Here is a 20130-nt window from a genome sequence, read left to right on the forward strand (position 1 = left end):
GTCAGCTTTCTCGGGAGAAGATCTGGCGCACGATATAGTTCGGCGAGGCGTCGTCGCGGTAATAGGTTCGGGCGATCATCTCGGCCAGGATGCCGGTCGTGATCATCTGCACCGAAGAAAGCAGCAGCACGACGCCGACCATCAGCATCGGTCTTGTGCCGATGTCATTGCCCATGATGAACTTGTCGATGCCGAGATAGAGGAGGATCAGCGCTGCAAGGCCGCCGAGGCCGAGGCCGAGCGAGCCGAAGAAATGCCCCGGACGCGCCTTGTAGCGCATGAAGAACATCACCGACAGCAGGTCGAGGATCACGCGGAAAGTGCGCGAGATGCCATATTTCGACATGCCGTGCTGGCGTGCGTGATGGGTGACGGCCATTTCGCCGATGCGCGAGCTCGGCACCACGCCGGCAACCCAGGCCGGGATGAAGCGATGCATTTCGCCCATCAGCTTCACCTGCTTGATGATCGAGGCACGGTAGATCTTCAGGCTGCAGCCATAATCGTGCAGCTTGACGCCGGTGATGCGGCCGATGAGGTAGTTCGCGCACCACGAAGGGATTTTGCGCAGCAGCAGGCCGTCCTGGCGGTTCTTGCGCCAGCCGACGAGCAGGTCGAGTTCGCGCCGTTCCAGCTCCGAGACCATCGAGGGAATATCCTTCGGGTCGTTCTGCAGGTCGCCGTCCATGGTGGCGATCAGCCGGCCCTGCGCCGTGTCGATGCCGGCCTGCATGGCGGCCGTCTGGCCGAAATTGCGCTGCAGCTCGACGATACGCAGCGTCAGCCCCTCGCGATTGACGAACTTGCGGGCATTGACGAGCGTTGCGTCCGTGCTGCCGTCGTCGACGAGGATCAGTTCCCAGCGGTGCGGATAGTCGGCCATGGCCGCGGCAATGCGCTCGACGAGCGGGCCGATGCTTTCTTCCTCGTTGAAAACAGGAACGACCAGCGACAGCTCGAGCGGTTGTATCTGATCATTCGCATTGCGAATGGACTCTACCGTTGTCTGCAACTTTCATTTCTCCTAAAAGGCGCGGCAATGGAAGACCGGTGAAAACCAGCCGCCGCAGCCAAACTTAGGAAGCCTGATACATGAAGACCCCGAGTGTTGAAAGCGGGCAATCCTGGTTTCTGCGCAATCGCATGACCCTTCTGACGGTCGCAATCGTCGCAGCCTATGCGCTTTTCATCGAATGGTTCTGGGGCTGGGCTGTCATATTGGAGCAATGGGCTGCCGTCGGTCCTCGGCCCGTTATCGGCGCGCTGATACTCCTGACCAGCACCTATTTCCTGCGTACATGGCGCATCTACGATTATTTTCCACGCGAGACGGCAGGCCGTTTCGCAACGCTCTTTCGCGTCACGCAGATCCATAACCTTCTGAACATCATGCTGCCCTTCCGCGCCGGCGAGACCAGCTTTCCGGTGCTGATGCGCACGGAATTCGGCATTCCCCTGACGCGCGGCACCTCCGCCCTGCTGGTCATGCGGCTGTTGGACCTGCATGCGCTGCTGGCCGCCGCCGGCCTCGGCGTTGCGGCGGCCGCCTCCAATGCCGCGCTTGCCTGGCTGGTCTGGGTGCTCTTCCTGTTCCTGCCGGTTTTCGCCTTCGCTGCCCGCATGCCGCTGCTGCGCCTCGGGGGGAAACTGCTGCCGCGCAAGGCGCAGGCGCTGCTTCATGAAATCGAGAACGGACTGCCTTTCGATGCCGTTGCCTTTGCACGCGCCTGGGCGATGACCATCGTCAATTGGCTGGTGAAGGTGCTCGTGCTCGCGTGGGCACTCGGCCTGATGGGCGTGCTGCCGATGGCCGCGAGTTTCGGCGGCGCGCTCGGCGGCGAGCTTTCCTCGGTCCTGCCGGTGCATGCGCCAGGCGGCGTCGGCACCTATCCGGCCGGCATCACCGCCGGTGCCATCGCCTTCGGCGCATCGAGCGAACGGTCGGCCCTGGATGCGCTGGCGCAGGCAAGCGTCAGCGCGCATCTGCTCATCATCGTTTCCGCCCTGGCAGGCACCGCCATCTCGCTGCCGCTCGGCCGCCGCAAGGCCTGACCGCGCCTCAAGACGATGCCGTAAGCTCCAAGATGCGCTTGCGCAGAAAGGCCCGTTCCGGCTCCTGCCGGCAGAGTGTCAGCGCCGTCTCGTAAGCCGCAATCGCGTCGGCCCTGCGTCCGAGCCGGCGCAGGAAATCCGCCCGCGCCGAATGGGCAAGGTGATAGGTCGAAAGCTCCCCTTTGCCCATGACGGCATCGACGAGCGCCAGCCCTTTCTCCGGCCCATCGGCCATGGCAATCGCCACCGCGCGGTTGAGCTCCGCAATATTAGAGGGATGGGCTGATATCAGCAGGTCGTAGTAGAAGGCGATGCGCCGCCAGTCCGTTTCCTCGATGCTTCCTGTCTTCGCATGCTCCGCCGCGATTGCCGCCTGAACCGTATAGATGCCGATCTCAGGCGTGCGCATGGCGCTTGCAAGCAGCGCCAGCCCCTCGGAAATCTTGCTCCGGTCCCAGCAGGAGCGATCCTGATCGGCAAGCAGCACCAGCGCGCCATCACCATCCTGCCGGGCGGCGCGACGCGATTCCTGCAGCAGAAGCAGCGACAGAAGGCCAGTAACATCCGGATGCGGCAGCAGGGCGGCAAGCAGCCGCGCCAGCCGGATCGCCTCTGCCGTCAGGTCGGAGCGCACGATCGCGCTGCCCGAGGATGCCGAATAGCCCTCGTTGAAGACGAGGTAGATGACATGCAGTACCCGGTCGAGCCTTTCGGGCAGTTCGGCTCCGACAGGTACCTCATAGGGGATTTTTTCCGTCCTGATCCGGTTCTTGGCGCGCACGATGCGTTGTGCGACCGTCGGCGCCGGCACCAGAAAGGCATGGGCGATCTCTTCCGTCGTCAGTCCGCAGACCTCGCGCAGCGCCATCGCCATCTGCGCATCCGCCGCAAGGGCCGGATGGCAGCAGATGAAGATCAGCCGCAGCATGTCGTCCTCGATCGGTTCCATGTCGCCGATCTCCGTTTCCGTGCCACCAGGGTAGAGCCCGTCCTCAATATGCCGCAGCGAGGCGTTGAAGCGCGCTCGTCTCCTCAGATGGTCGATCGCCTTGAAGCGGCCGGTCGAAACCAGCCAGGCAACGGGATTGTTGGGCATGCCGTCGACCGGCCATGTCCGCGCCGCCGCCGCAAAGGCATCGTGCAGCGCTTCCTCCGCCCGGTCGAAATCACCGAGCAGGCGGATCAGCGTCGCCAGAACCCGGCGCGAATGCTGCCTGTAGAGTTCTTCGATCACCTGTTCCCCGATCAGCTGTCTCAAGGGCCAGCCCTCATTGCGGCAGGGTGAGCAGTCTCACCGGCCGCAATTCGACCGCCCCGACCCGGACGCTCGGAATGCCCGCAACGACATTGCGTGCATCTTCGAGATCGGCCGCCTCGATGATGTAGATGCCGGCCAGATGTTCCTTGGTCTCGACATAGGGGCCGTCGGTCGAAGACAGAATGCCATGGCGCACCCTCAGGACCGAGGCGCTGTCGGGGCCTTCCAATGCATCGGAATGGATCATGATGCCTTTGCGCTCAAGCTCCTCGTCATACTGGAAATGTGCCCTGACGAGCTCGTCGCCCTCGGCCTGGCTGAGTGTGCCGTCGGTATCGGCGGAATTATAGATGAGGCAGACGAACCGCATGGCTATCTCCCATCCTTGATCGAATAGGCAGGCCTGATCTCGATCGATGCATATTTGAGGATCGGGAAGGTGGAAATGATCGCCTTCGCTTCCTCCATATCTTTGGCGTCGATCACCACGAAGCCGCCGAGATGCTCCTTGATCTCGGCGAAGGGACCGTCCGTCGCGGCGACAGTGCCGTTGCGAACCCTGAGCGTCACGGCCTGCTCCGGCTCATAGAGCGCCAGCGCGCTCAGCATATGGCCGCTGTCGCGCCAGTGGTCGTCGCTGACGATGCATTGCTGCGTGACTGCATCCCACTCCTCGCGGGTAACTTGACTGCTCTTTTCGGTATCGAACCAGACCTGGCCCAGAAACTTCATGGCATGACTCCTCAGCCGAATTCATGGATGGGACGAACCTCGATCGCGCCGAGCTTCGCCAGCGGAATGCCGGCGGCAACCCGGATCGCGTCGTTGAGATCCTTGGCGTCGATCAGGATGAAGCCGCCGAGCGCTTCCTTCGTCTCGATGAAGGGGCCATCGGTGACCGACATTTCGGCGCCGCGCACCCTGACCGTGACCGCCGATTGCGGCGACTGCAGCGCCTGGGCAACGATCATATGACCGCTGTCGGCAAGATCGCGGTCATAGGCGAGCGAATCCCGGCCGAGCTTGTTCTTCTCTTCCTGAGACAAGGCCGACAGCACCGTGCCGTCGAACCAGACCTGGCAAAGATATTTCATCCCTTGTCCTCCATGCTGTGCTTTCACAGCCCTTAGAGCGCCGTGCGTCCATTCGGACGCACAAAGGACGCTCTAAATCTTTGAATCTACGCATCGGGCTTTCCGAAGATCTATCTCGATTTTCGGGCCGATGCTTAGAGACGAACAGCCTAGGCGTTTTTCGACAGGGAAGAAAAATATCTTTTAAGCGGCCTGAATGTCGAAAGGCCGGAGCAGCGCTCGACAAAGCTCCATCGACAACATCGAGGAGATGGAGCAATGAGCATGCTTGAATTCGGAATAGCACATCTGATCGTCACACGCGGCGCACGCGAGATGCCGCCGCTTGAGAATGCCGAGGTGATAAAGATGCTGGTCAGGACCGGGATTGCGCTGGCGGCGTTTGCCGGCCTCATCGCAGCGCTGCAGCTTGCCGCAAGCGCTTGAAAACAGTGCGCGGCCCGGCGGACAAGGCCGGGCCGCGCCTGATATCTTACTGAAACGCCGTCTCGAAGAAGCTGCGCAGCTTGCGTGAATGCAGCGCTTCCGGCGGCATGGCGGCGAGTTTCTGGATTGCCCTGATGCCGATCTGCAGGTGCTGGTTCACCTGCGTGCGGTAAAAGGCGGTCGCCATGCCCGGCAGTTTCAGCTCGCCGTGCAGCGGCTTGTCGGACACGCAGAGCAGCGTTCCGTAGGGCACGCGGAACCTGAAACCATTGGCGGCGATCGTTGCCGACTCCATGTCGAGCGCGATGGCGCGGGCCTGCGACAGTCGCTTTACCGGGCCTGCCTGGTCGCGCAGTTCCCAGTTGCGGTTATCGATCGTGCCAACCGTGCCGGTGCGCATGATGCGCTTCAGCTCGAAGCCTTCGTAGCCGGTGATCTCGGCAACGGCTCCCTCAAGCGCCACCTGCACTTCGGCAAGTGCGGGGATCGGCACCCAGACCGGCAGGTCGTCGTCCAGCACATGGTCTTCGCGCATATAGGCATGCGCCAGAACATAATCGCCGAGGCGCTGGCTGTTGCGCAGTCCGGCGCAATGGCCGAGCATCAGCCAGGCATGCGGGCGAAGCACGGCCACATGGTCGGTGATCGTCTTGGCGTTGGAAGGACCGACGCCGATATTGATCATGGTGATCCCGGCATGGCCCTTCTTCTTGAGGTGATAGGCCGGCATCTGCGGCAGGCGGGAAAGCACGGCATCCGTTTCCGGAACGCTCGATCCTGCCAGCGTGACGATGTTGCCCGGTTCCACGAAGGCGGTGTAGCCGTCGCCGCCTTCAGCCATCAGCTTGCGCGCCCAGGAGCAGAATTCGTCGACGTAGAACTGGTAGTTCGTAAACAGCACGAAGTTCTGGAAGTGCTCGGCACCGGTCGCCGTATAGTGCGACAGGCGGGCGAGCGAATAGTCGATGCGCTGCGCGGTGAAGGGCGCAAGCGGCGAGGGCTCGCCCGGCGGCGGCAGATACTCGCCGTTGGCGATTTCGTCATCCGTCGTGTTGAGATCCGGCGTATCGAAGAGATCGCGCAGCGGAATATCGACGAAAGCCGCCGCCGACGCTTCCACATGCGCGCCTTCGCCGAATGCGAAATGCAGCGGGATCGGCGTCGAGGATTCCGAGACGACGACAGGCACATTATGGCTCTTCATCAGCAGCGAAAGCTGCTCCTTCAGATAATGCTTGAAGAGCTTCGGCCGCGTCACCGTCGTCGTATAGACGCCCGGTGCCGTCACATGGCCGTAGGAGAGGCGGGAGTCGACATGGCCGAAGCTCGTCGTCTCGATGCTGACCTGCGGGTAGAAAGCCCGGTAGCGGGAGGTGACCGGCGCACCCTGGGCGAGCGTCGTGAAGCTGTCGATCAGGAAGGAGGTGTTGCGCTCGTAAAGTGCCGTCAGCGCCTCGACGGCTTTTGCCGGATCATCAAAGGTTTGCGGCTCGAAAGGGGGAGGCGACAAAATGTCGAACGCGGACAGGGGAGAGATTCGTTTGCTCATGAGGCATTATAGAGAGTCGTTTTTAACAAGCAAACGACGCGCAAAGGCTGAGACCCAGATATTTTCCGCAATATCTTTCCAACTCTCAGCGGATGGCGGTGCAGTAACCGCCGTTGCTTTCCAGGCACGTATAGTTCGCGCCGAAATGCGACTGCTGTGCCCCGCCGCCGCCCGTGCGCACGACCACCGCCGAAAACGAGATCGCGAAGATCGCCGCAAACAGCGTTATGATTGTAAACCGTCTCGCCAGAATGAACACGTCCACGTCCTTACCCCGATATGCGCCTTTCATGGTGCTGTTTTGCCATGATGCGGCTGAACGGGTGCTGAGATGGCGGTTCATTTGGCGTTCAGTTTCAGAGGCCGGCTAAGGTCCTCAGAGACGGGTCCCCTTAAAGAGGGACCCGTCAAAGGCGAGTCCAGGTCTGCGTTTTACAGAGGACGTTCATCACGCAGCCCTTCAGCTTCAGAGAGCCGCCGGAAATGTTGCCAAAGCCGCTATAGGTCTTGTCGTCGGAGGGGTCGGTGATCTCGCCGTTGTAGCTGCCGCCCGTGCCGGCCAGCGTGCCGATCTTCTTGCCTGCATATTTCCCCGACTTGAGCGTGATACAGTATCCGCCGCTGCAAGGAGCAATCACTGCCATATCGCCGGCGACCGTCTTCCACTTGCCGACGATCGGTTCTTCCGCCTGCGCAAGGCCTGCCGCAAGTGCCACCGCACCGGCGAGAACGAGAGTACGGATCATCTTTTCCTCCATGAAGCTGATTGGCGCGAAAATAACTGACGCGAACGTAAAGGTAAATACGCTGCGGGAAAGGTCCGAAATCCGGCTTTTGTGCAAAGCTTTTTCTGTCGGCAGCCTGATCCATGCTGATTTCATGGTCAACAATTCCTCAATTTCCAAATCCTAATTTTTCGTAAAAGGTGCGCGAAAATCCTTAATTTCCAGGGATTCCGATGTTTAACAAAAATCCAATTTTACCAAGCATTTGCACTTTGTTTGCGTCAAATTAATCATGCATTTTAGGCGTTTTTTGAAGGCCGTTCGGCATAGTGAACCCATCAAACGAGCGGGGAAAACCCGCCGGACCGGAGAGGCCGGAAGCCGCAGAAGACGGCAAGGCCCAAAGGTAAAACAGGGTACGTCTTAACAGGCTAAACAGGAATAGAACCGATGGCACGCTTTGAAATGCACAATGCTGAAATGGCCACCATGGGTGGCGACAACAACAGCGCCGATGTCTTCTGCGAAATGGGTCTGATGTATGCGACCGGCCGCGGCTGCAATATCGACCTCATCGCCGCTCACAAGTGGCTGAATATTGCCGCGATCAAGGGCAACGACCGCGCAGCAGAGCTGCGCGCCGATGTCGCCGCGACGATGAGCAAGATGCAGCTTGCGGAGGCGCTGCGCGCCGCCCGCGAATGGATGACGATCCACTAAACGTCGTCCCTCCGGTAACAAATCGACAAGAGCAAAATAACAACCTCAAAAGAGGGGGAACTGGCGGGGCGCCTTGGACGGGGTCGATGCCAGGAGAAGGAAACCGCGACTGGCTTGTCCTCTGCCGGCCGCGGTTTACCTGTTTCAGCTCAATTTCTTCAGGACCAACGGCAAGGCTGCTTCGAGCCGCGCCATATCGGCCTCCGGCCCAACACTCACACGGATGCAGCGGTTGAGCGGTGCCATGCCCGGCATGCGGATGAAGACGCCGTGTTCCATCAGCCCGTCGACGATGGCCCGCGCGTGAGCGCCGTCGCGCCCGGCATCGATTGCCACGAAATTGGTGGCTGATACCAGCGGCTGCAGGCCGTTCGCCCTGGCAATATCAGCGATCCTGTCGCGCGCGGCATGGATTTTCCCGATCACTTCGGACAGATAGGCCTGATCCTTGAGGGCTGCGAGTGCCGCGACCGTCGCCAGCCGGTTCATGCCGAAATGGTTGCGGATCTTGTCGAAGGCCTGCGCCGTGCCCGGTGTGGAAATGGCATAGCCGACGCGGGCGCCGGCAAGCCCATAGGCCTTGGAGAAGGTGCGGGTGCGCACGATATTCGGCAGGTCGATGAGCGATTGAATCGACGGCAGCGCGGAGGCCGGGCCGGTTTCGCTATAGGCTTCATCGAGGATCATCAGACAGGTTTCCGGTAGCGCCTGTGCAAAGGCGACGATCTCTTGGGCATCCCACCAGCTTCCCATCGGATTGTCGGGATTGGCGAAATAGACGAGCGGCGCGTTCTCGCGCTTGACCGCATCGAGCAGCGCGTCGAGATCCTCGCGATCGCCGGCATAGGGAACGGTGACCAGCCGGCCGCCGAAACCGTTCACATGGAAATTGAAGGTCGGGTAGGCGCCGAGCGAGGTGACGACGGTGCCGCCAGGCTCGATCACCAGCCGCACGATCTGGCCGAGCAACTCGTCGATGCCGCCGCCGATGGCGATATTGGCCGGCGTCACGCCAAGATGGGCGGCGAGTGCTTCGCGAAGCGCGTAGTTTTCCGGATCGTTGTATTTCCAGATATCGCCGGCCTGTTCCCGCATGGCGGCAATGACCGAGGGAGCCGGGCCGAAGCCGTTTTCATTGGCGCCGATGCGCGCTTCGACCTTCAGACCGCGCTGGCGCTCGATGGCCTCGGGGCCGACGAAGGGGACGGTGGAGGGCAGGGCGCTGGCAAGCGGCGTAAAGCGCGAGAAGGCAGACATGCGACGGCAATTTCCCGGAATTATTGAAAAAGCCGCGCAACAATAGGCCCTCGCTTTTCCAAGGCAAGCAAGATTATTTCTCGTTCGCGACGGCTCAGACGCGGCTGCCGTTGCGGCGCGCGTCGATCGCTTCCGTATTGCCGATCATGAAGTCGGCGCGCACTACCTTGCGTAGAACATCCGGCTCGATCAGGTTGATGAAGCGAACGCCGATACGCTCATGATGGCGGTAGACCTCGGCGCAGCCGATGCGGTAGGCGAGCCCCAGGATGTTGAGATAATAATGTTTGGGCAGGCCTGCCGTGGTCGACACGACGAAGGTCGCGCCACCTTGGGAAATGTCGAGAATTTCGGCGCTGCGCATCGAAATTCCGGTCAGACAGGGACGAACGGCGACGATACGAGCCGGTCGTTTGACGTTGAACTCCTCCCAGCGAATGTCGTAGACAGCCGACTTCACCGTGGCGAGGTGCGTTGCGCGGAGCATTTCCATATCGCATTCTCCGTCAGGCAGTTCAAATTTCGGGCTGTTCGACGAAGAGGCTCACACGAATGTTTTTCACATTCGTCAAATATAAAACTACAATTTTAACGAGTTTGAAATTTGTGCGTTAGCGGCACAGCTATTGTGCACTCTCGGGAATAAACCTTTATCGCTCAGGCAAGCAATCTTGCCGCGCAATAGCCTCCAACGGCACTCAGTGCCGTAAGGAAAGTGCCCCAGGCCATATCCACCAGGCTCATGGCGAGCGGCCAGCTCTTCAGTGTCGACAAATTCGTGATGTCGTAGGTGCCGTAAGCCGCCAGTCCCAAAATGGCACCATAGAGAAGCGCTGTGCCGATGGAGCCGCTGGAGAGAGCCGGCAAAACCGCAAGTACGACAATCGCAGCCGTGAAGAGCAGGTAAAAAAGGGCTGCGATGCCAAGGTTCGGTGACGGCAGCATCAGTTCGCCGAGCTGATCGCGATAGAAGCTACGGGCTACGATGCCGAGCCATATTGCGTCGAGTACGGCAAGGGTAAGAAGGCAACCGGCATAGGCGACAAGCGCTGTCTTCATCGTCTTGGATCTCCCGCTTTGCCCCCTTCTACGCCGTGGCCTGACCTCCGGATCGCCGTTGATTCTCTTTGCGCAGATTTTTCCCGAACTCTTTCAATTGCCGGACGTTTTCTCTTCGCGGTGTGCTGCTTCCAATCAAGAAAGCGAGGAAACTGAAATGACAGATGTCAAAGTTCCCTGGGAATCCTGGGTCGTCGTGTGCGATGGGGCAAAAGCCCTGATCCTGCAGAATGCCGGCGACGCCGAGCTGATGAACCTCCAGGTCCGTGAAACTCTCACGCAGCCCAACCAGCCGACGCGCGAACTCGGCACCGACAAGCCGGGCCGCGCCTACGCCCCGGACGGGCTCAGCGGCAGCGCCATGGAAGAGACCAATTGGCAGGACCAGGCCGAAGCCGATTTCCTGAAGGAAGTCGCCGTAAAGCTCGATGAACTCGTGCATGAGAAAGAGGCGAGCCGCATCGTTCTGGTGGCGCCTCCACGTGCGCTCGGCACGCTGCGGCCCAATCTCAGCCCCGATGCCCAGGCGGCGATCTCGGCGGAAGTGGCGAAGGATTACACCAACCTTCCCGTCGACCAGATCGAGCGGCATCTCGCGGCCTGATCGCCACACGCCATCGCGATTTGAAACGCGGGTCGCAAGGCCCGCATTTTCTTATCCGGAAAAGGGCGAAAATCAGAGGCTGGTTTCGAAGCTCAGCCGCAGCACGTGGTGCAGGAATTCGGGGTTCAGCAGCATGTTGAAGCTGATGGTCACGAACTCGCCTTCGCGCTTGACCACGGTCGAGCCGATCTCGTCATGGATGCCAAGGATTTCCAGGAAGAAATGCTGCGGCATTTCCAGGCTGGGGCTGACTTCCAGCAGCGCGCCGGCGAGCGTGATCGTGCGGATCAGGCAGCGGACCTGCGTGCCGGTGCTTAAGTGGTGGCCGACGAAGATGATGTTGCCGGGCCGGTCGAGATTGAATTCCCTGTAGGCCTGTTCGGGCTTGGGATGTTCTGTGTCGAGGTGCATCTGAAAGGCCATATCAGCCTCCGCTTGTTGTACGATCGGACTTTAACGCAGGATTGCTCACATCTGCTGAACAATATCTTTAAAATTGAGAATCTATGCGAAATCTGTTGGCAAAACGCATTTATTGCGGGCAATTCTGTCCAGAATCTGCCCAATTTTCCGCCATTTCGGTGCCGCCATTGACTTGCGGCCTGTCGTCGCGCATAGAGAAGCCGGTTCGAGGCACCGGCCGCTCGCGGATGAAAATCCATGGTGAAGCCCTCGCAATCATGGTCACAGCCCCTGTGCATGCTGACTGACGGCAATGCGAGCCCCCCTGACGGTCGAATGGCATGCCTTTGAAAGGCTGAACCTATGACTATGACCTACCCTGCGGTCGACGAACTCAAGGCCCAGGCAAAGCGCCTGCGCCAGGCTATGACTGAGCGCGGCAGCGAGATTACCCACGCCGCCGCTCTGGAACTGATCGCCCGCCAGCATGGCGCGCGCGACTGGAATACGCTCTCCGCCCTTGCCGCCAAACCCAACGATAAGCCCGCCTCGCCGATCTTCGTCGGCGCGCATATTCGCGCTCGCTACCTGAACCAGCCCTTCACCGGCAAGGTTCTGGCGCTTTCGGCTGTAGCAGGCAGCGAGTTCTACAGGATCACCATACATTTCGACGAGCCTGTCGATGTGGTGACCTTCGAGAGCTTCTCGGCCTTCCGCCAGCGCATCCACGCCCAGATCGACGAGAACGGCATATCGCCGCGCAAGACCTCCAACGGTCTGCCGCATCTCGTCCTCGATATCTGACAGCCCTGTCGTTGCCCGTAACATCCGGATTCCGTCGATGACCTCGAGTTCGCAAACCAATACCTTCCTGGCCGGTCCGCTGCCATCAGTCTTTGCCCGCACGGCGCTGCCGATCATCCTCATCACCACCATCAATGGCCTCTTTGCCGTGGTGGACGCCTATTTCCTCGGCGACTATGTCGGCGCCGGGGCACTCTCCGCCGTAACGCTCATTTTTCCCGGCCTGATGATGCTCGTCGCCCTGCAATCGCTCGTCTCGAATGGCATGGCAAGCATCCTTGCCCGCGAGCTTGGCGGCGGCAATCGCGATGCCGCGCGACGCACCTTCGCCGCCGCCCATGTGCTGGCAATCGTCGTCGTGCTTGTCGTCAACGTCATCTATTGGACGGTCGGCTGGCGGATCGTCGACAATGCCGCGGCAGGAGACCTCGCCGTTGCCGGAAATGCCCGGATCTTCATGGGGATCATGGTCGGCACAGCACCCATTGCCTTCTTCCTGTCGCTCAACATCGACGCCCTGCGCAGCGAAGGCCGGATCGGCTTCATGACCATGGTGATGCTGGCCGCGACAGGGCTGAACATTGCCGCGAACTGGTTTTTCATGGCGATCCTTGGATGGGGTGTTGCGGGTTCGGCACTCGGCTCCGTGCTCGCACAGGCAATCTGCCTGGCCGCCTTGCTGATCCATCGCTGGCGCAACGAGCGTGCCCTGCGTCCGGCGACACGCTTCCCGCTTGCCGACTGGCGGCCGATCCTCGCACTTGGCGCGCCGATGAGCCTCGGCTTCATCGGCATCTCGCTCTGCTCGGCAGCCGTCATCTTCAACCTGTCGATCTGGGGCGAGGGGGATTATGTCGCGACCGTCGGCGCCTATGGCATCATCACCCGCGTCATGACCGTCGCCTACCTGCCGCTGCTTGGCCTCAACATCGCCTTCCAGACGATCTGCGGCAATAACTATGGGGCAGGTCTTGCCGAACGCGTCGGCCGCAGCCTGCAGATCGCCCTGGCCGCCGCACTCGTCTACTGCACCGCTGTCGAGATCACGGTGGAGCTGCTGGCCACCCGCCTCGGCCATATCTTCGTCGCCGACCCCGTCGTCATCGCCGAGGTCTCGGGCATCCTGCCCTGGACGGTCGGCGCTTATTTCCTGTTCGGCCAGATAATTGTGCTGTCGGGTTATTTCCAGGCGATCGGCGATGCCAGGCGTGCTGCGATTTTCGGCCTGTCGCGGGCCTATCTCTTCACGCTGCCGCTGACCTTCCTGCTGCCGCATGCCTTTGGCGAAATGGGCATCTGGATGGTGCCGGTCTTTGCCGAGGCCTGCATGTTCCTGTTGGCCTTTGCCGTCCTTGCGAGGAATGCCAAGCGGCTCGGCTGGCGCTATGGATTGTTGCCCGCGTAAGCCAACAAGGCCGCGCCTGTCCAGCGCGGCCTTGCTTTTCAATCCTTGCTGGCTGCGGGTGTGGATGCCGTAGCAGCCTCCGCATCCCCGAGCGATCTGCGACCGGTTCAGGTCTTCAGCAGCCACTCGTGTTCCGGCGCATTGTAGAACTTCCACACACGCTTCGGCCCGGCCATGACATTGAGATAATAGAGATCATAGCCATGCGTCGCCGCGCAGGGGTGATATCCCCTCGGCACCAGCGTCACATCGCCGTCTTCCACGACGATCGCTTCGTCGAGCGAGCGATCGTCGGTATAGACGCGCTGGAAGCCGAAGCCCTGCGGCGGGTTGAGCCGGTGGTAGTAGGTCTCTTCCAGCATGCTTTCATGTGGAAGATTGTCCTGATCATGCTTGTGCGGAGGATAGGACGAGGTGTGCCCGCCGGGCGTAATGACCTCGACGACGAGCAGCGAATGCGCCGAGCTGTCGTCCTCAGGCATGATATTGTTGACATGGCGCACATTCGTACCCTTGCCGCGTGTCAACGGCGGGTGCGTGCCGGGCGGAATGGCCTTCGCTTCATAGGTGCCGCCGCCTGGCGCCGAGCAGACGGCAAGTTCCAGATCGGTCTCGGCCGTGACAGACCACGTCGATTCCATCGGAATATAGAGAGCATGCGGCGCGCCGTCGAAGGGGCTCATGCGCTCGCCGAGCATGCCGAAATCCTTCGTGCCGGCCGAAGCCTTGCCCTTGCCGCTCACCCAGACGAGGCAGATCTCGCGCTCGCCGGTCTCGCCCGATACCGTTTCGCCCGGCTTCAGCCGGTACATGTCGAATCCGACATAGGTCCAGCCGGCGCTTTCCGGCGTCACATGGGTGACGCGGCCATGCGTGCCTGATGGTTTTACCTTGAGGTTTGGCATTGGTGTTTTCCTCCTGAATTGGTGGGCTCCGAGCTCCAGCTGTCTCGTTTACCCTCCCTTTAGGAAGGGCCTTCTCGCTTGGTTACCCCTTCGGAAAACCCTCGGTCTCCACCGTATAACCAGCCGCCGTCATCACCCGCATCAATTCCGCATGACCGATCTCGGCCATCTTCTGCGGCGGTGCCTTGCGCGGGTCCTGCTCGGCTTCGACAACGAACCAGCCCTCATAACCATAATCGGCAAACCGCTTGACGATCGCGCCGAAATCGAGCGAGCCGTCGCCCGGCACGGTAAAGGCGCCAAGCGCCACCGCATCAAGGAAGGACTGCTTGCTGCGGTCGAGACCGTCGACAACGGCCTTACGGATGTCCTTCACATGCACATGGTTGATGCGGGCGTGGTGATGGTCGATGGCGCGCAGCACATCGCCGCCGGCAAAGGCCAGGTGCCCGGCATCGAGCAGCAGCGGAATGCCGGCGCCGGAATTCTTCATGAAGGCGTCGAGTTCCGGTTCGGTTTCGACGACTGCCGCCATGTGATGATGATAGGAGAGCGGCATGCCCTGGTCGGCGCACCATTCGCCGAATTCGGTGACGCGGCGCGCATAGGCCTTCATCTCGTCATCGCCAAGCCGCGGCTTGGTCGCGAGCGGCTTGGAGCGGTCGCCCTGGATGGAGCGGCCGACTTCGCCATAGACGATGCAGGGCGCGTTGACTGCCTTGAAGAGCTCGATCATCGGCGCGATGCGGTCCTTGTTGGCCGCAAGCTCCTCATTGACCAACGTACCCGAAAACCAGCCGCCGCAGAGCGTCACGTCGGCGGCGCGCAGGATGGGCAGCATTTCCTGCGGATTGCTTGGGAAGCGGCGGCCCTGTTCCATGCCGGTGAAGCCGGCTGTGCGCGACTGTCGCAGGCATTCTTCGAGGGATACATCGTCGCTGAGTTCGGGAAGGTCGTCGTTCCACCAGGCGATGGGCGACATGCCGAGTTTGGCCTTCATCAATGGTCTCCTTAAATCGAGTGCGGAGGAGCGGTGCCGCTCCTCCATAAATTAGCAATCCGATCAGCCGACGCGCTGGGCGGCGCGTGCCTTGACATAGGCCTCATGCGCCTTGTTGACTTCGCCGCGCGGGCTGACTTCCGGTACCGCGACATCCCACCAGTGGCCGCCGGCATCCGTGGTGATCAACGGATCTGTGTCGATGACGAAGACCGAGGTGCGGTTGTTCTTCTTCGAATCGGCAATCGCCTGTTCGAGTTCGGCAATCGAAGATACCTTGACCGCAATCGCACCCATGGCTTCAGCATGCGCCCGGAAATCGATCTCGGGCATCACTTCGTGATAGGCGTCCTTCAAGAGATTGTTGAAGTTGGCGCCGCCGGTTGCCATCTGCAGGCGGTTGATGCAGCCGTAGCCGCGGTTGTCGAGCAACACGATGTTGAGTTTGAGACCCAGCATGACAGAGGTCGCAAGCTCGGAATTCATCATCATGTAGGAGCCGTCGCCGACCATGACGACCACGTCCTTTTCCGGATGCGCCATCTTGGCGCCAAGGCCGCCGGCGATCTCATAGCCCATGCAGGAGAAGCCATACTCCATGTGGTAGCTGCCGGGGACGGTTGCCGGCCACAGCTTGTGCAATTCGCCCGGCAGGCCGCCGGCCGCGCACAGAAGCGTGGTTTTCTCGCCACCGATCGAGCGGACAACGGCGCCGATGACCTGCGCGTCGGAGGGCAGGGCGGCATTGGTGGTGCCCATCGCCTTGGCGGCAGCCTCCATCCAGACCTTCTTTTCCTTCGTTGCCTTTTCGGCAAGTGCCGCCGGCGCCTTCCAGCCGGAGAGACCGGATGAGAGCGCCTTCAGCCCCTCGCGCGCATCGGCGACGAGCGGATGGCTGTCATGCTTCAGCGCGTCATAAGCCGCGATGTTGAGGCTGAGCAGCTTGAAGCCTTCATTCTTGAAGAGTGCCCAGGAGCCCGTCGTGAAATCCTGGCAGCGCGTGCCGACGGCAATCACCAGGTCGGTTTCCTCGGCAATCGCATTGGCAGCAGACGTGCCGGTCACGCCGACCGAGCCCAGCGCCAGCGCATGACGCTCGTCGATCGCCGATTTACCGGCCTGGGTGACGACGACGGGGATGCCGTGCGCTTCCGCGAAGGCCGCAAGCTCCTTGGTCGCCTGCGAATAGAGGACGCCGCCGCCAGCAACGATGACAGGCTTCTGCGACGCCTTGATCAGCGCGATAGCATTGGCAAGCTCGTCGGCATCCGGCTGCGGGCGGCGCACGGTCCAGACCTTTTCCGCAAACAGGCTCTCTGGGTAATCGAAGGCTTCCGCCTGAACATCCTGGCAGAGCGACAGCGTCACCGGGCCGCAATCGAGCGGATCGGTCAGCACCTGCATGGCCCGCTTCAGCGCCGTAATGATCTGTTCCGGTCGGGTGATGCGGTCGAAATAGCGCGAGACCGGACGGAAGGCATCATTGGCCGATGCCGTACCGTCGCCGAAATCCTCGATCTGCTGCAGCACCGGATCGGGCGCACGATTGGCGAAGATATCGCCGGGCAGGAAGAGCACCGGAATGCGGTTGACATGCGCCACACCTGCGGCCGTCACCATGTTCAGCGCGCCGGGGCCGATGGAGGTGGTGCAGGCCATGAAACGCTGGCGGAAGCTCGCCTTGGCATAGGCGATGGCGGCATGGGCCATGCCCTGTTCGTTATGCGCGCGATAGGTCGGCAGCTCTTGGCGCACCTGATAGAGCGCTTCGCCCATGCCGGCGACATTGCCGTGGCCAAAGATCGCCCAGACACCGCCGAAGATCGGCACTGTCTTGCCGTCGACGATGGTCATCTGTTTTTTGAGGAAATGCGCGACGGCCTGCGCCATCGTCAATCTTACCGTCTTGCCCATCGGGCGCCTCCCAAATTCACTCTACTTAATTGAGACCGCGCGTTTTCAGCCAGGCCTCTGTCAATTGTTTGAAGCGGCCTGCCATATCGGCAATCGCTTCCTCATCGTTCAACCTGCCCGAAAGCCAGCCGCGCGCCGCATCGGCAAAGATCGTCCGGCCGACCGCAAAACCCTTGACCGACGGGGCAGCCAGCGTCGCCTCGAACCCCTTCACCAGTTCATCGGCGGGAGCCTCCAGCCCCAGCAGAACGATACCGCGGCACCATGGATCATTTTTGGCAATCACCGCATCGATTTTCTTCCAGGCGCCGGTTGAGGCCTGCGGCTCCAGCTTCCACCAGTCCGGCTTGATGCCGAGGGCATAGAGTTCCTCCAGCGCGGTCGACACCGTATCGTCTGTCAGCGGCCCGTTCTTGCTCGAGATGATTTCCACCAGCAGTTCGCGGCCGACCTTGCGGGCCGCTTCGAAGAGCGTGCGCAGCTTCTCCTGCTGCTCGCTCTTCAGCGCGGCCGGATCGTCGGGATGGTAGAAGCACAGGCACTTGATGCAATGCTCGAGCGGCCATTCCACCAGCTGCGAGCCGATATCTTGGCTGAACTCGAAGCGCAGCGGCTTGGAGCCCGGAAGCTCGACCGGCCGGCCGATCCAGGTGAAATTCTTCTTGGCCGCATCGAAGAAGGCATCGCGCCCGAAGCGCTCATCGATCAGCATGCCATAGCCCGGCCGGCCATCGGCAACGCGGGCAGCGGCTTCCACCGCCAGCCGCTTGAAGGCGACGATCCGCTTGTAGTCGACGCCGAGCTCGTCGCAGACAGCAGTCAGCTGCGAACGATGGTCGATGGCGAGCGCCATCAGAAGCGGGATGTCGCCCTTGCGGGTCGAGGCCCAGTGGATGTGGTTGATCGCCTCGTCCTTGCGCAGCGCGCGGTGTTTGCTGCCGTTCTTCAGGAAGAAGTCAAGTTCCGCCCAGGTTGGATATTCCGGCGAGCAGAGCAGGCGGGAAACCGCAAAGGCGCCGCAGGCATTCGCCCAAGTGGCGCAGGTCTTCAGCGGTTCATCCTTCAGCCAGCCGCGCAGCAGGCCGGACATGAAGGCATCGCCCGCGCCAAGCACGTTGAACACCTCGATCGGAAAGCCCTGGCCGACAATGCCGTCTTCGAGATTGTCGCTGATCGGGCCGTCATAGACGATGCAGCCCATGGCACCGCGCTTCAGCACGATGGTCGCAGGCGAGATGCGGCGGATTTCCTTCAGTGCGGCCAGAACATCGTCCGCACCCGACGCAATCAGGATTTCCTCTTCCGTGCCGACGATCAGGTCGCAATCCGGCAGCGTCTCCTTCATCTTCGAGGAGACGCGATCGGACTTCACATAACGCTCGAAGCCTTCGGCATGGCCGGCAAGCCCCCAGAGGTTCGGCCGGTAGTCGATGTCGAAGATCACTTTGCGGCCATTCGTCTTGGCAATGCGAATCGCCTTGCGCTGCGCGGCTTCCGTGTTCGGGCGGGAGAAATGCGTGCCCGAGACGAGCACGGCGCGCGACGACTTGATGAAATCCTCGTCGATATCGCCTTCGTCGAGCGCCATGTCGGCGCAATCGGACCGGTAGAAGATCATCGGCGAGACACCTTCGGCCTCCACCGCGAGCAGCACCAGCGCCGTCAGCCGCTCCTTGTCCGTCTTGATGCCCTTGGTCTCGACGCCTTCGCGCGCCGACTGCTCGATGATGAAGCGGCCCATCTGTTCGGCGCCGACACGCGTGATCAGTGCGGATTTCAGCCCGAGCCGCGCTGTACCGATCGCGATATTGGCCGGGCAGCCGCCGACGGACTTGGCAAACGAGCCGATATCTTCGAGCCGCGAGCCGATCTGCTGGCCGTAGAGATCGACGGAGGATCGGCCGATCGTGATCACGTCGAGAGACGGCTCCGGCGAGCCCGGATTCGATTGTATCATGATGTCCTCCCGCTAGATTCTTACACGGTCTGGGGCGCCCGCGAATTTTGAATAATGAAACATCGGTTCCGTCTATTTGTCAATTCGGAATGTTTATTCCATCTTCAGGGTTTGGAATGTTGCAGCTTGCGCCGCCGCTCGGCAATGGCAACCGGCAGCGCCATGGCGAGCGCCATCGATGCCGAGAGCGAACGGAAACCGCCGAAATCAGCCTCCGCTACCTCGAACCAGTGTGTCGCGCAGGCAGCCAGCGGCGAAAAGGCCGAATCAGTGATCGCGATGACCGGCACGCCACGATCGGCAAGCTCCTGGCTCTGGCTGAGACTGTCGGCGGCATAGGGCGAGAAACTCGCTGCGATCGCCGCATCGCGCGGCGTGGCGAACTGCACCATCTCGGGATCCACGCCATTCGGCGAGGCGACGATCTGATGGCGGATATGCAACTTGGAAAAGGCGTAGGTCATATGCGCCGTCAGCGGATAGGAGCGCCGCTTGGCGATGAGATAGATGGTCTCGGCAGCCGCCAGAATATCGACCGCCTTGGCGAACGTGTCGGTCTGCACCGTTGCCGCAAGCCGGTTCACGGACTGGCTGGCGGCCGATATGAAACCGGAAAGCAGCGTTGCATCCTCGTCGTCGCCACCGGACTGTTCCAGCGTGACGAGGCGTTCCTCATAGCTCAGTGTCCGGTCGCGCAGCCGCTCGCGAAAGATGCTCTGCAGGTCGGAGAAGCCTTCATAGCCCAAGTGGTGGGCAAGACGCACCAGCGTCGAGGGCTGCACCTCCGAAGCGGCGGCAATGCTCGCCGTCGTGCCAAAGGCGATCTCGTCGGGATTGCCGAGTGCAAAGGCGGCCACCTGCGCCAGCCGTTTCGGCATGTTGGCCTTGCGCTCGATAATGGTGCTGCGCAGGCTTTCGAAATCGCGCGGCACGCGCGCTCTCTGGGGATCACTATCCATGCTGACGGCTCAGGAGATGAAACAAACATTCCATATTCTG

23 protein-coding genes are annotated in these 20130 nt (G+C 61.2%); 6 read left to right on the forward strand and 17 right to left on the reverse strand.

What is annotated here, in order from left to right; genetic code table 11:
* Position 1: 1 nt before the first annotated feature.
* Complete coding sequence (locus KQ933_RS04050) at positions 2-1012, reverse strand: glycosyltransferase family 2 protein (protein WP_216757507.1); 1011 nt, start codon at positions 1010-1012, stop codon at positions 2-4.
* An 80-nt stretch (positions 1013-1092) separates the two neighbouring features.
* On the opposite strand from KQ933_RS04050, the gene KQ933_RS04055 reads away from it, so the two are divergent.
* Positions 1093-2052, forward strand: coding sequence for a lysylphosphatidylglycerol synthase domain-containing protein (locus tag KQ933_RS04055; RefSeq protein WP_216757508.1), 960 nt, complete (start codon positions 1093-1095; stop codon positions 2050-2052).
* Between the two features lie 7 nt (positions 2053-2059).
* Here KQ933_RS04055 and KQ933_RS04060 read toward each other — a convergent pair whose 3' ends face one another.
* Genes KQ933_RS04060 through KQ933_RS04075 form a run of 4 tightly spaced genes read right to left on the reverse strand, consistent with a single transcriptional unit; the run spans position 2060 to position 4404 of the window.
* Positions 2060-3301 (reverse strand): RNA polymerase sigma factor, encoded by a 1242-nt coding sequence (locus KQ933_RS04060; protein WP_216758824.1) that lies wholly within the window; start codon positions 3299-3301, stop codon positions 2060-2062.
* Positions 3302-3320: 19 nt separating this feature from the next.
* On the reverse strand, positions 3321-3680 hold the full coding sequence (locus tag KQ933_RS04065) for a YciI family protein (RefSeq protein ID WP_216757509.1): 360 nt from the start codon (positions 3678-3680) through the stop codon (positions 3321-3323).
* A gap of 2 nt (positions 3681-3682) precedes the next feature.
* The gene (locus KQ933_RS04070) at positions 3683-4042 is read right to left on the reverse strand and encodes a YciI family protein (RefSeq protein WP_216757510.1); all 360 of its coding nucleotides are present in this window, start codon (positions 4040-4042) and stop codon (positions 3683-3685) included.
* A gap of 11 nt (positions 4043-4053) precedes the next feature.
* Positions 4054-4404, reverse strand: coding sequence for a YciI family protein (locus tag KQ933_RS04075; protein WP_216757511.1), 351 nt, complete (start codon positions 4402-4404; stop codon positions 4054-4056).
* 258 nt (positions 4405-4662) lie between these two features.
* Here KQ933_RS04075 and KQ933_RS04080 point away from each other — a divergent pair, with 258 nt between their 5' ends.
* Positions 4663-4830 (forward strand): hypothetical protein, encoded by a 168-nt coding sequence (locus KQ933_RS04080; protein WP_216757512.1) that lies wholly within the window; start codon positions 4663-4665, stop codon positions 4828-4830.
* A 46-nt stretch (positions 4831-4876) separates the two neighbouring features.
* Here KQ933_RS04080 and amn read toward each other — a convergent pair whose 3' ends face one another.
* The 3 genes from amn to KQ933_RS04095 all read right to left on the reverse strand — a co-directional run bounded on the left by amn (position 4877) and on the right by KQ933_RS04095 (position 7125).
* On the reverse strand, positions 4877-6379 hold the full coding sequence (gene amn / locus KQ933_RS04085) for an AMP nucleosidase (protein ID WP_216757513.1): 1503 nt from the start codon (positions 6377-6379) through the stop codon (positions 4877-4879).
* Positions 6380-6464: 85 nt separating this feature from the next.
* Positions 6465-6644 (reverse strand): hypothetical protein, encoded by a 180-nt coding sequence (locus KQ933_RS04090; RefSeq protein ID WP_216758825.1) that lies wholly within the window; start codon positions 6642-6644, stop codon positions 6465-6467.
* A gap of 142 nt (positions 6645-6786) precedes the next feature.
* A complete protein-coding gene (locus KQ933_RS04095; RefSeq protein ID WP_216758826.1) occupies positions 6787-7125 on the reverse strand; it encodes a DUF2147 domain-containing protein in 339 nt (112 codons plus the stop codon).
* A gap of 429 nt (positions 7126-7554) precedes the next feature.
* On the opposite strand from KQ933_RS04095, the gene KQ933_RS04100 reads away from it, so the two are divergent.
* On the forward strand, positions 7555-7824 hold the full coding sequence (locus KQ933_RS04100; RefSeq protein ID WP_183805820.1) for a sel1 repeat family protein: 270 nt from the start codon (positions 7555-7557) through the stop codon (positions 7822-7824).
* Positions 7825-7968: 144 nt separating this feature from the next.
* On the opposite strand, the gene KQ933_RS04105 is transcribed toward KQ933_RS04100, so the two are convergent.
* The 3 genes from KQ933_RS04105 to KQ933_RS04115 form a co-directional block, all read right to left on the reverse strand.
* Positions 7969-9081 (reverse strand): pyridoxal phosphate-dependent aminotransferase, encoded by a 1113-nt coding sequence (locus tag KQ933_RS04105; RefSeq protein WP_216757514.1) that lies wholly within the window; start codon positions 9079-9081, stop codon positions 7969-7971.
* A gap of 94 nt (positions 9082-9175) precedes the next feature.
* Entirely contained in the window at positions 9176-9574 is a 399-nt protein-coding gene (locus KQ933_RS04110) for a hypothetical protein (protein ID WP_007821677.1), read from the reverse strand.
* A 164-nt stretch (positions 9575-9738) separates the two neighbouring features.
* Positions 9739-10140: a DUF2177 family protein gene (locus tag KQ933_RS04115; RefSeq protein ID WP_216757515.1), complete on the reverse strand. Its 402-nt coding sequence runs from the start codon at positions 10138-10140 to the stop codon at positions 9739-9741.
* 157 nt (positions 10141-10297) lie between these two features.
* Here KQ933_RS04115 and KQ933_RS04120 point away from each other — a divergent pair, with 157 nt between their 5' ends.
* Entirely contained in the window at positions 10298-10744 is a 447-nt protein-coding gene (locus KQ933_RS04120) for a host attachment protein (protein ID WP_216757516.1), read from the forward strand.
* A 72-nt stretch (positions 10745-10816) separates the two neighbouring features.
* Here KQ933_RS04120 and KQ933_RS04125 read toward each other — a convergent pair whose 3' ends face one another.
* Positions 10817-11155, reverse strand: coding sequence for a hypothetical protein (locus tag KQ933_RS04125; protein ID WP_216758827.1), 339 nt, complete (start codon positions 11153-11155; stop codon positions 10817-10819).
* 354 nt (positions 11156-11509) lie between these two features.
* Between KQ933_RS04125 and KQ933_RS04130 the strand changes: the two genes are divergently transcribed.
* Positions 11510-11950 (forward strand): glyoxalase superfamily protein, encoded by a 441-nt coding sequence (locus KQ933_RS04130; protein WP_216757517.1) that lies wholly within the window; start codon positions 11510-11512, stop codon positions 11948-11950.
* A 37-nt stretch (positions 11951-11987) separates the two neighbouring features.
* On the forward strand, positions 11988-13355 hold the full coding sequence (locus KQ933_RS04135) for an MATE family efflux transporter (RefSeq protein ID WP_216757518.1): 1368 nt from the start codon (positions 11988-11990) through the stop codon (positions 13353-13355).
* Positions 13356-13462: 107 nt separating this feature from the next.
* Here the strand turns inward: KQ933_RS04135 and iolB are convergent, their stop codons facing one another.
* The 5 genes from iolB to KQ933_RS04160 all read right to left on the reverse strand — a co-directional run bounded on the left by iolB (position 13463) and on the right by KQ933_RS04160 (position 20090).
* A complete protein-coding gene (gene iolB, locus KQ933_RS04140) occupies positions 13463-14260 on the reverse strand; it encodes a 5-deoxy-glucuronate isomerase (protein ID WP_216757519.1) in 798 nt (265 codons plus the stop codon).
* A gap of 82 nt (positions 14261-14342) precedes the next feature.
* On the reverse strand, positions 14343-15260 hold the full coding sequence (gene iolE / locus KQ933_RS04145) for a myo-inosose-2 dehydratase (RefSeq protein ID WP_216757520.1): 918 nt from the start codon (positions 15258-15260) through the stop codon (positions 14343-14345).
* 63 nt (positions 15261-15323) lie between these two features.
* On the reverse strand, positions 15324-17174 hold the full coding sequence (iolD, locus tag KQ933_RS04150; protein ID WP_216757521.1) for a 3D-(3,5/4)-trihydroxycyclohexane-1,2-dione acylhydrolase (decyclizing): 1851 nt from the start codon (positions 17172-17174) through the stop codon (positions 15324-15326).
* A gap of 25 nt (positions 17175-17199) precedes the next feature.
* Positions 17200-19131, reverse strand: a complete 1932-nt coding sequence (gene iolC, locus KQ933_RS04155) for a 5-dehydro-2-deoxygluconokinase (RefSeq protein ID WP_216757522.1) — start codon at positions 19129-19131, stop codon at positions 17200-17202.
* Positions 19132-19235: 104 nt separating this feature from the next.
* Positions 19236-20090 (reverse strand): MurR/RpiR family transcriptional regulator, encoded by an 855-nt coding sequence (locus KQ933_RS04160; protein WP_216757523.1) that lies wholly within the window; start codon positions 20088-20090, stop codon positions 19236-19238.
* Positions 20091-20130: the final 40 nt, after the last annotated feature.

Source organism: Rhizobium sp. WYJ-E13, assembly GCF_018987265.1.
Classification (GTDB): domain Bacteria; phylum Pseudomonadota; class Alphaproteobacteria; order Rhizobiales; family Rhizobiaceae; genus Rhizobium.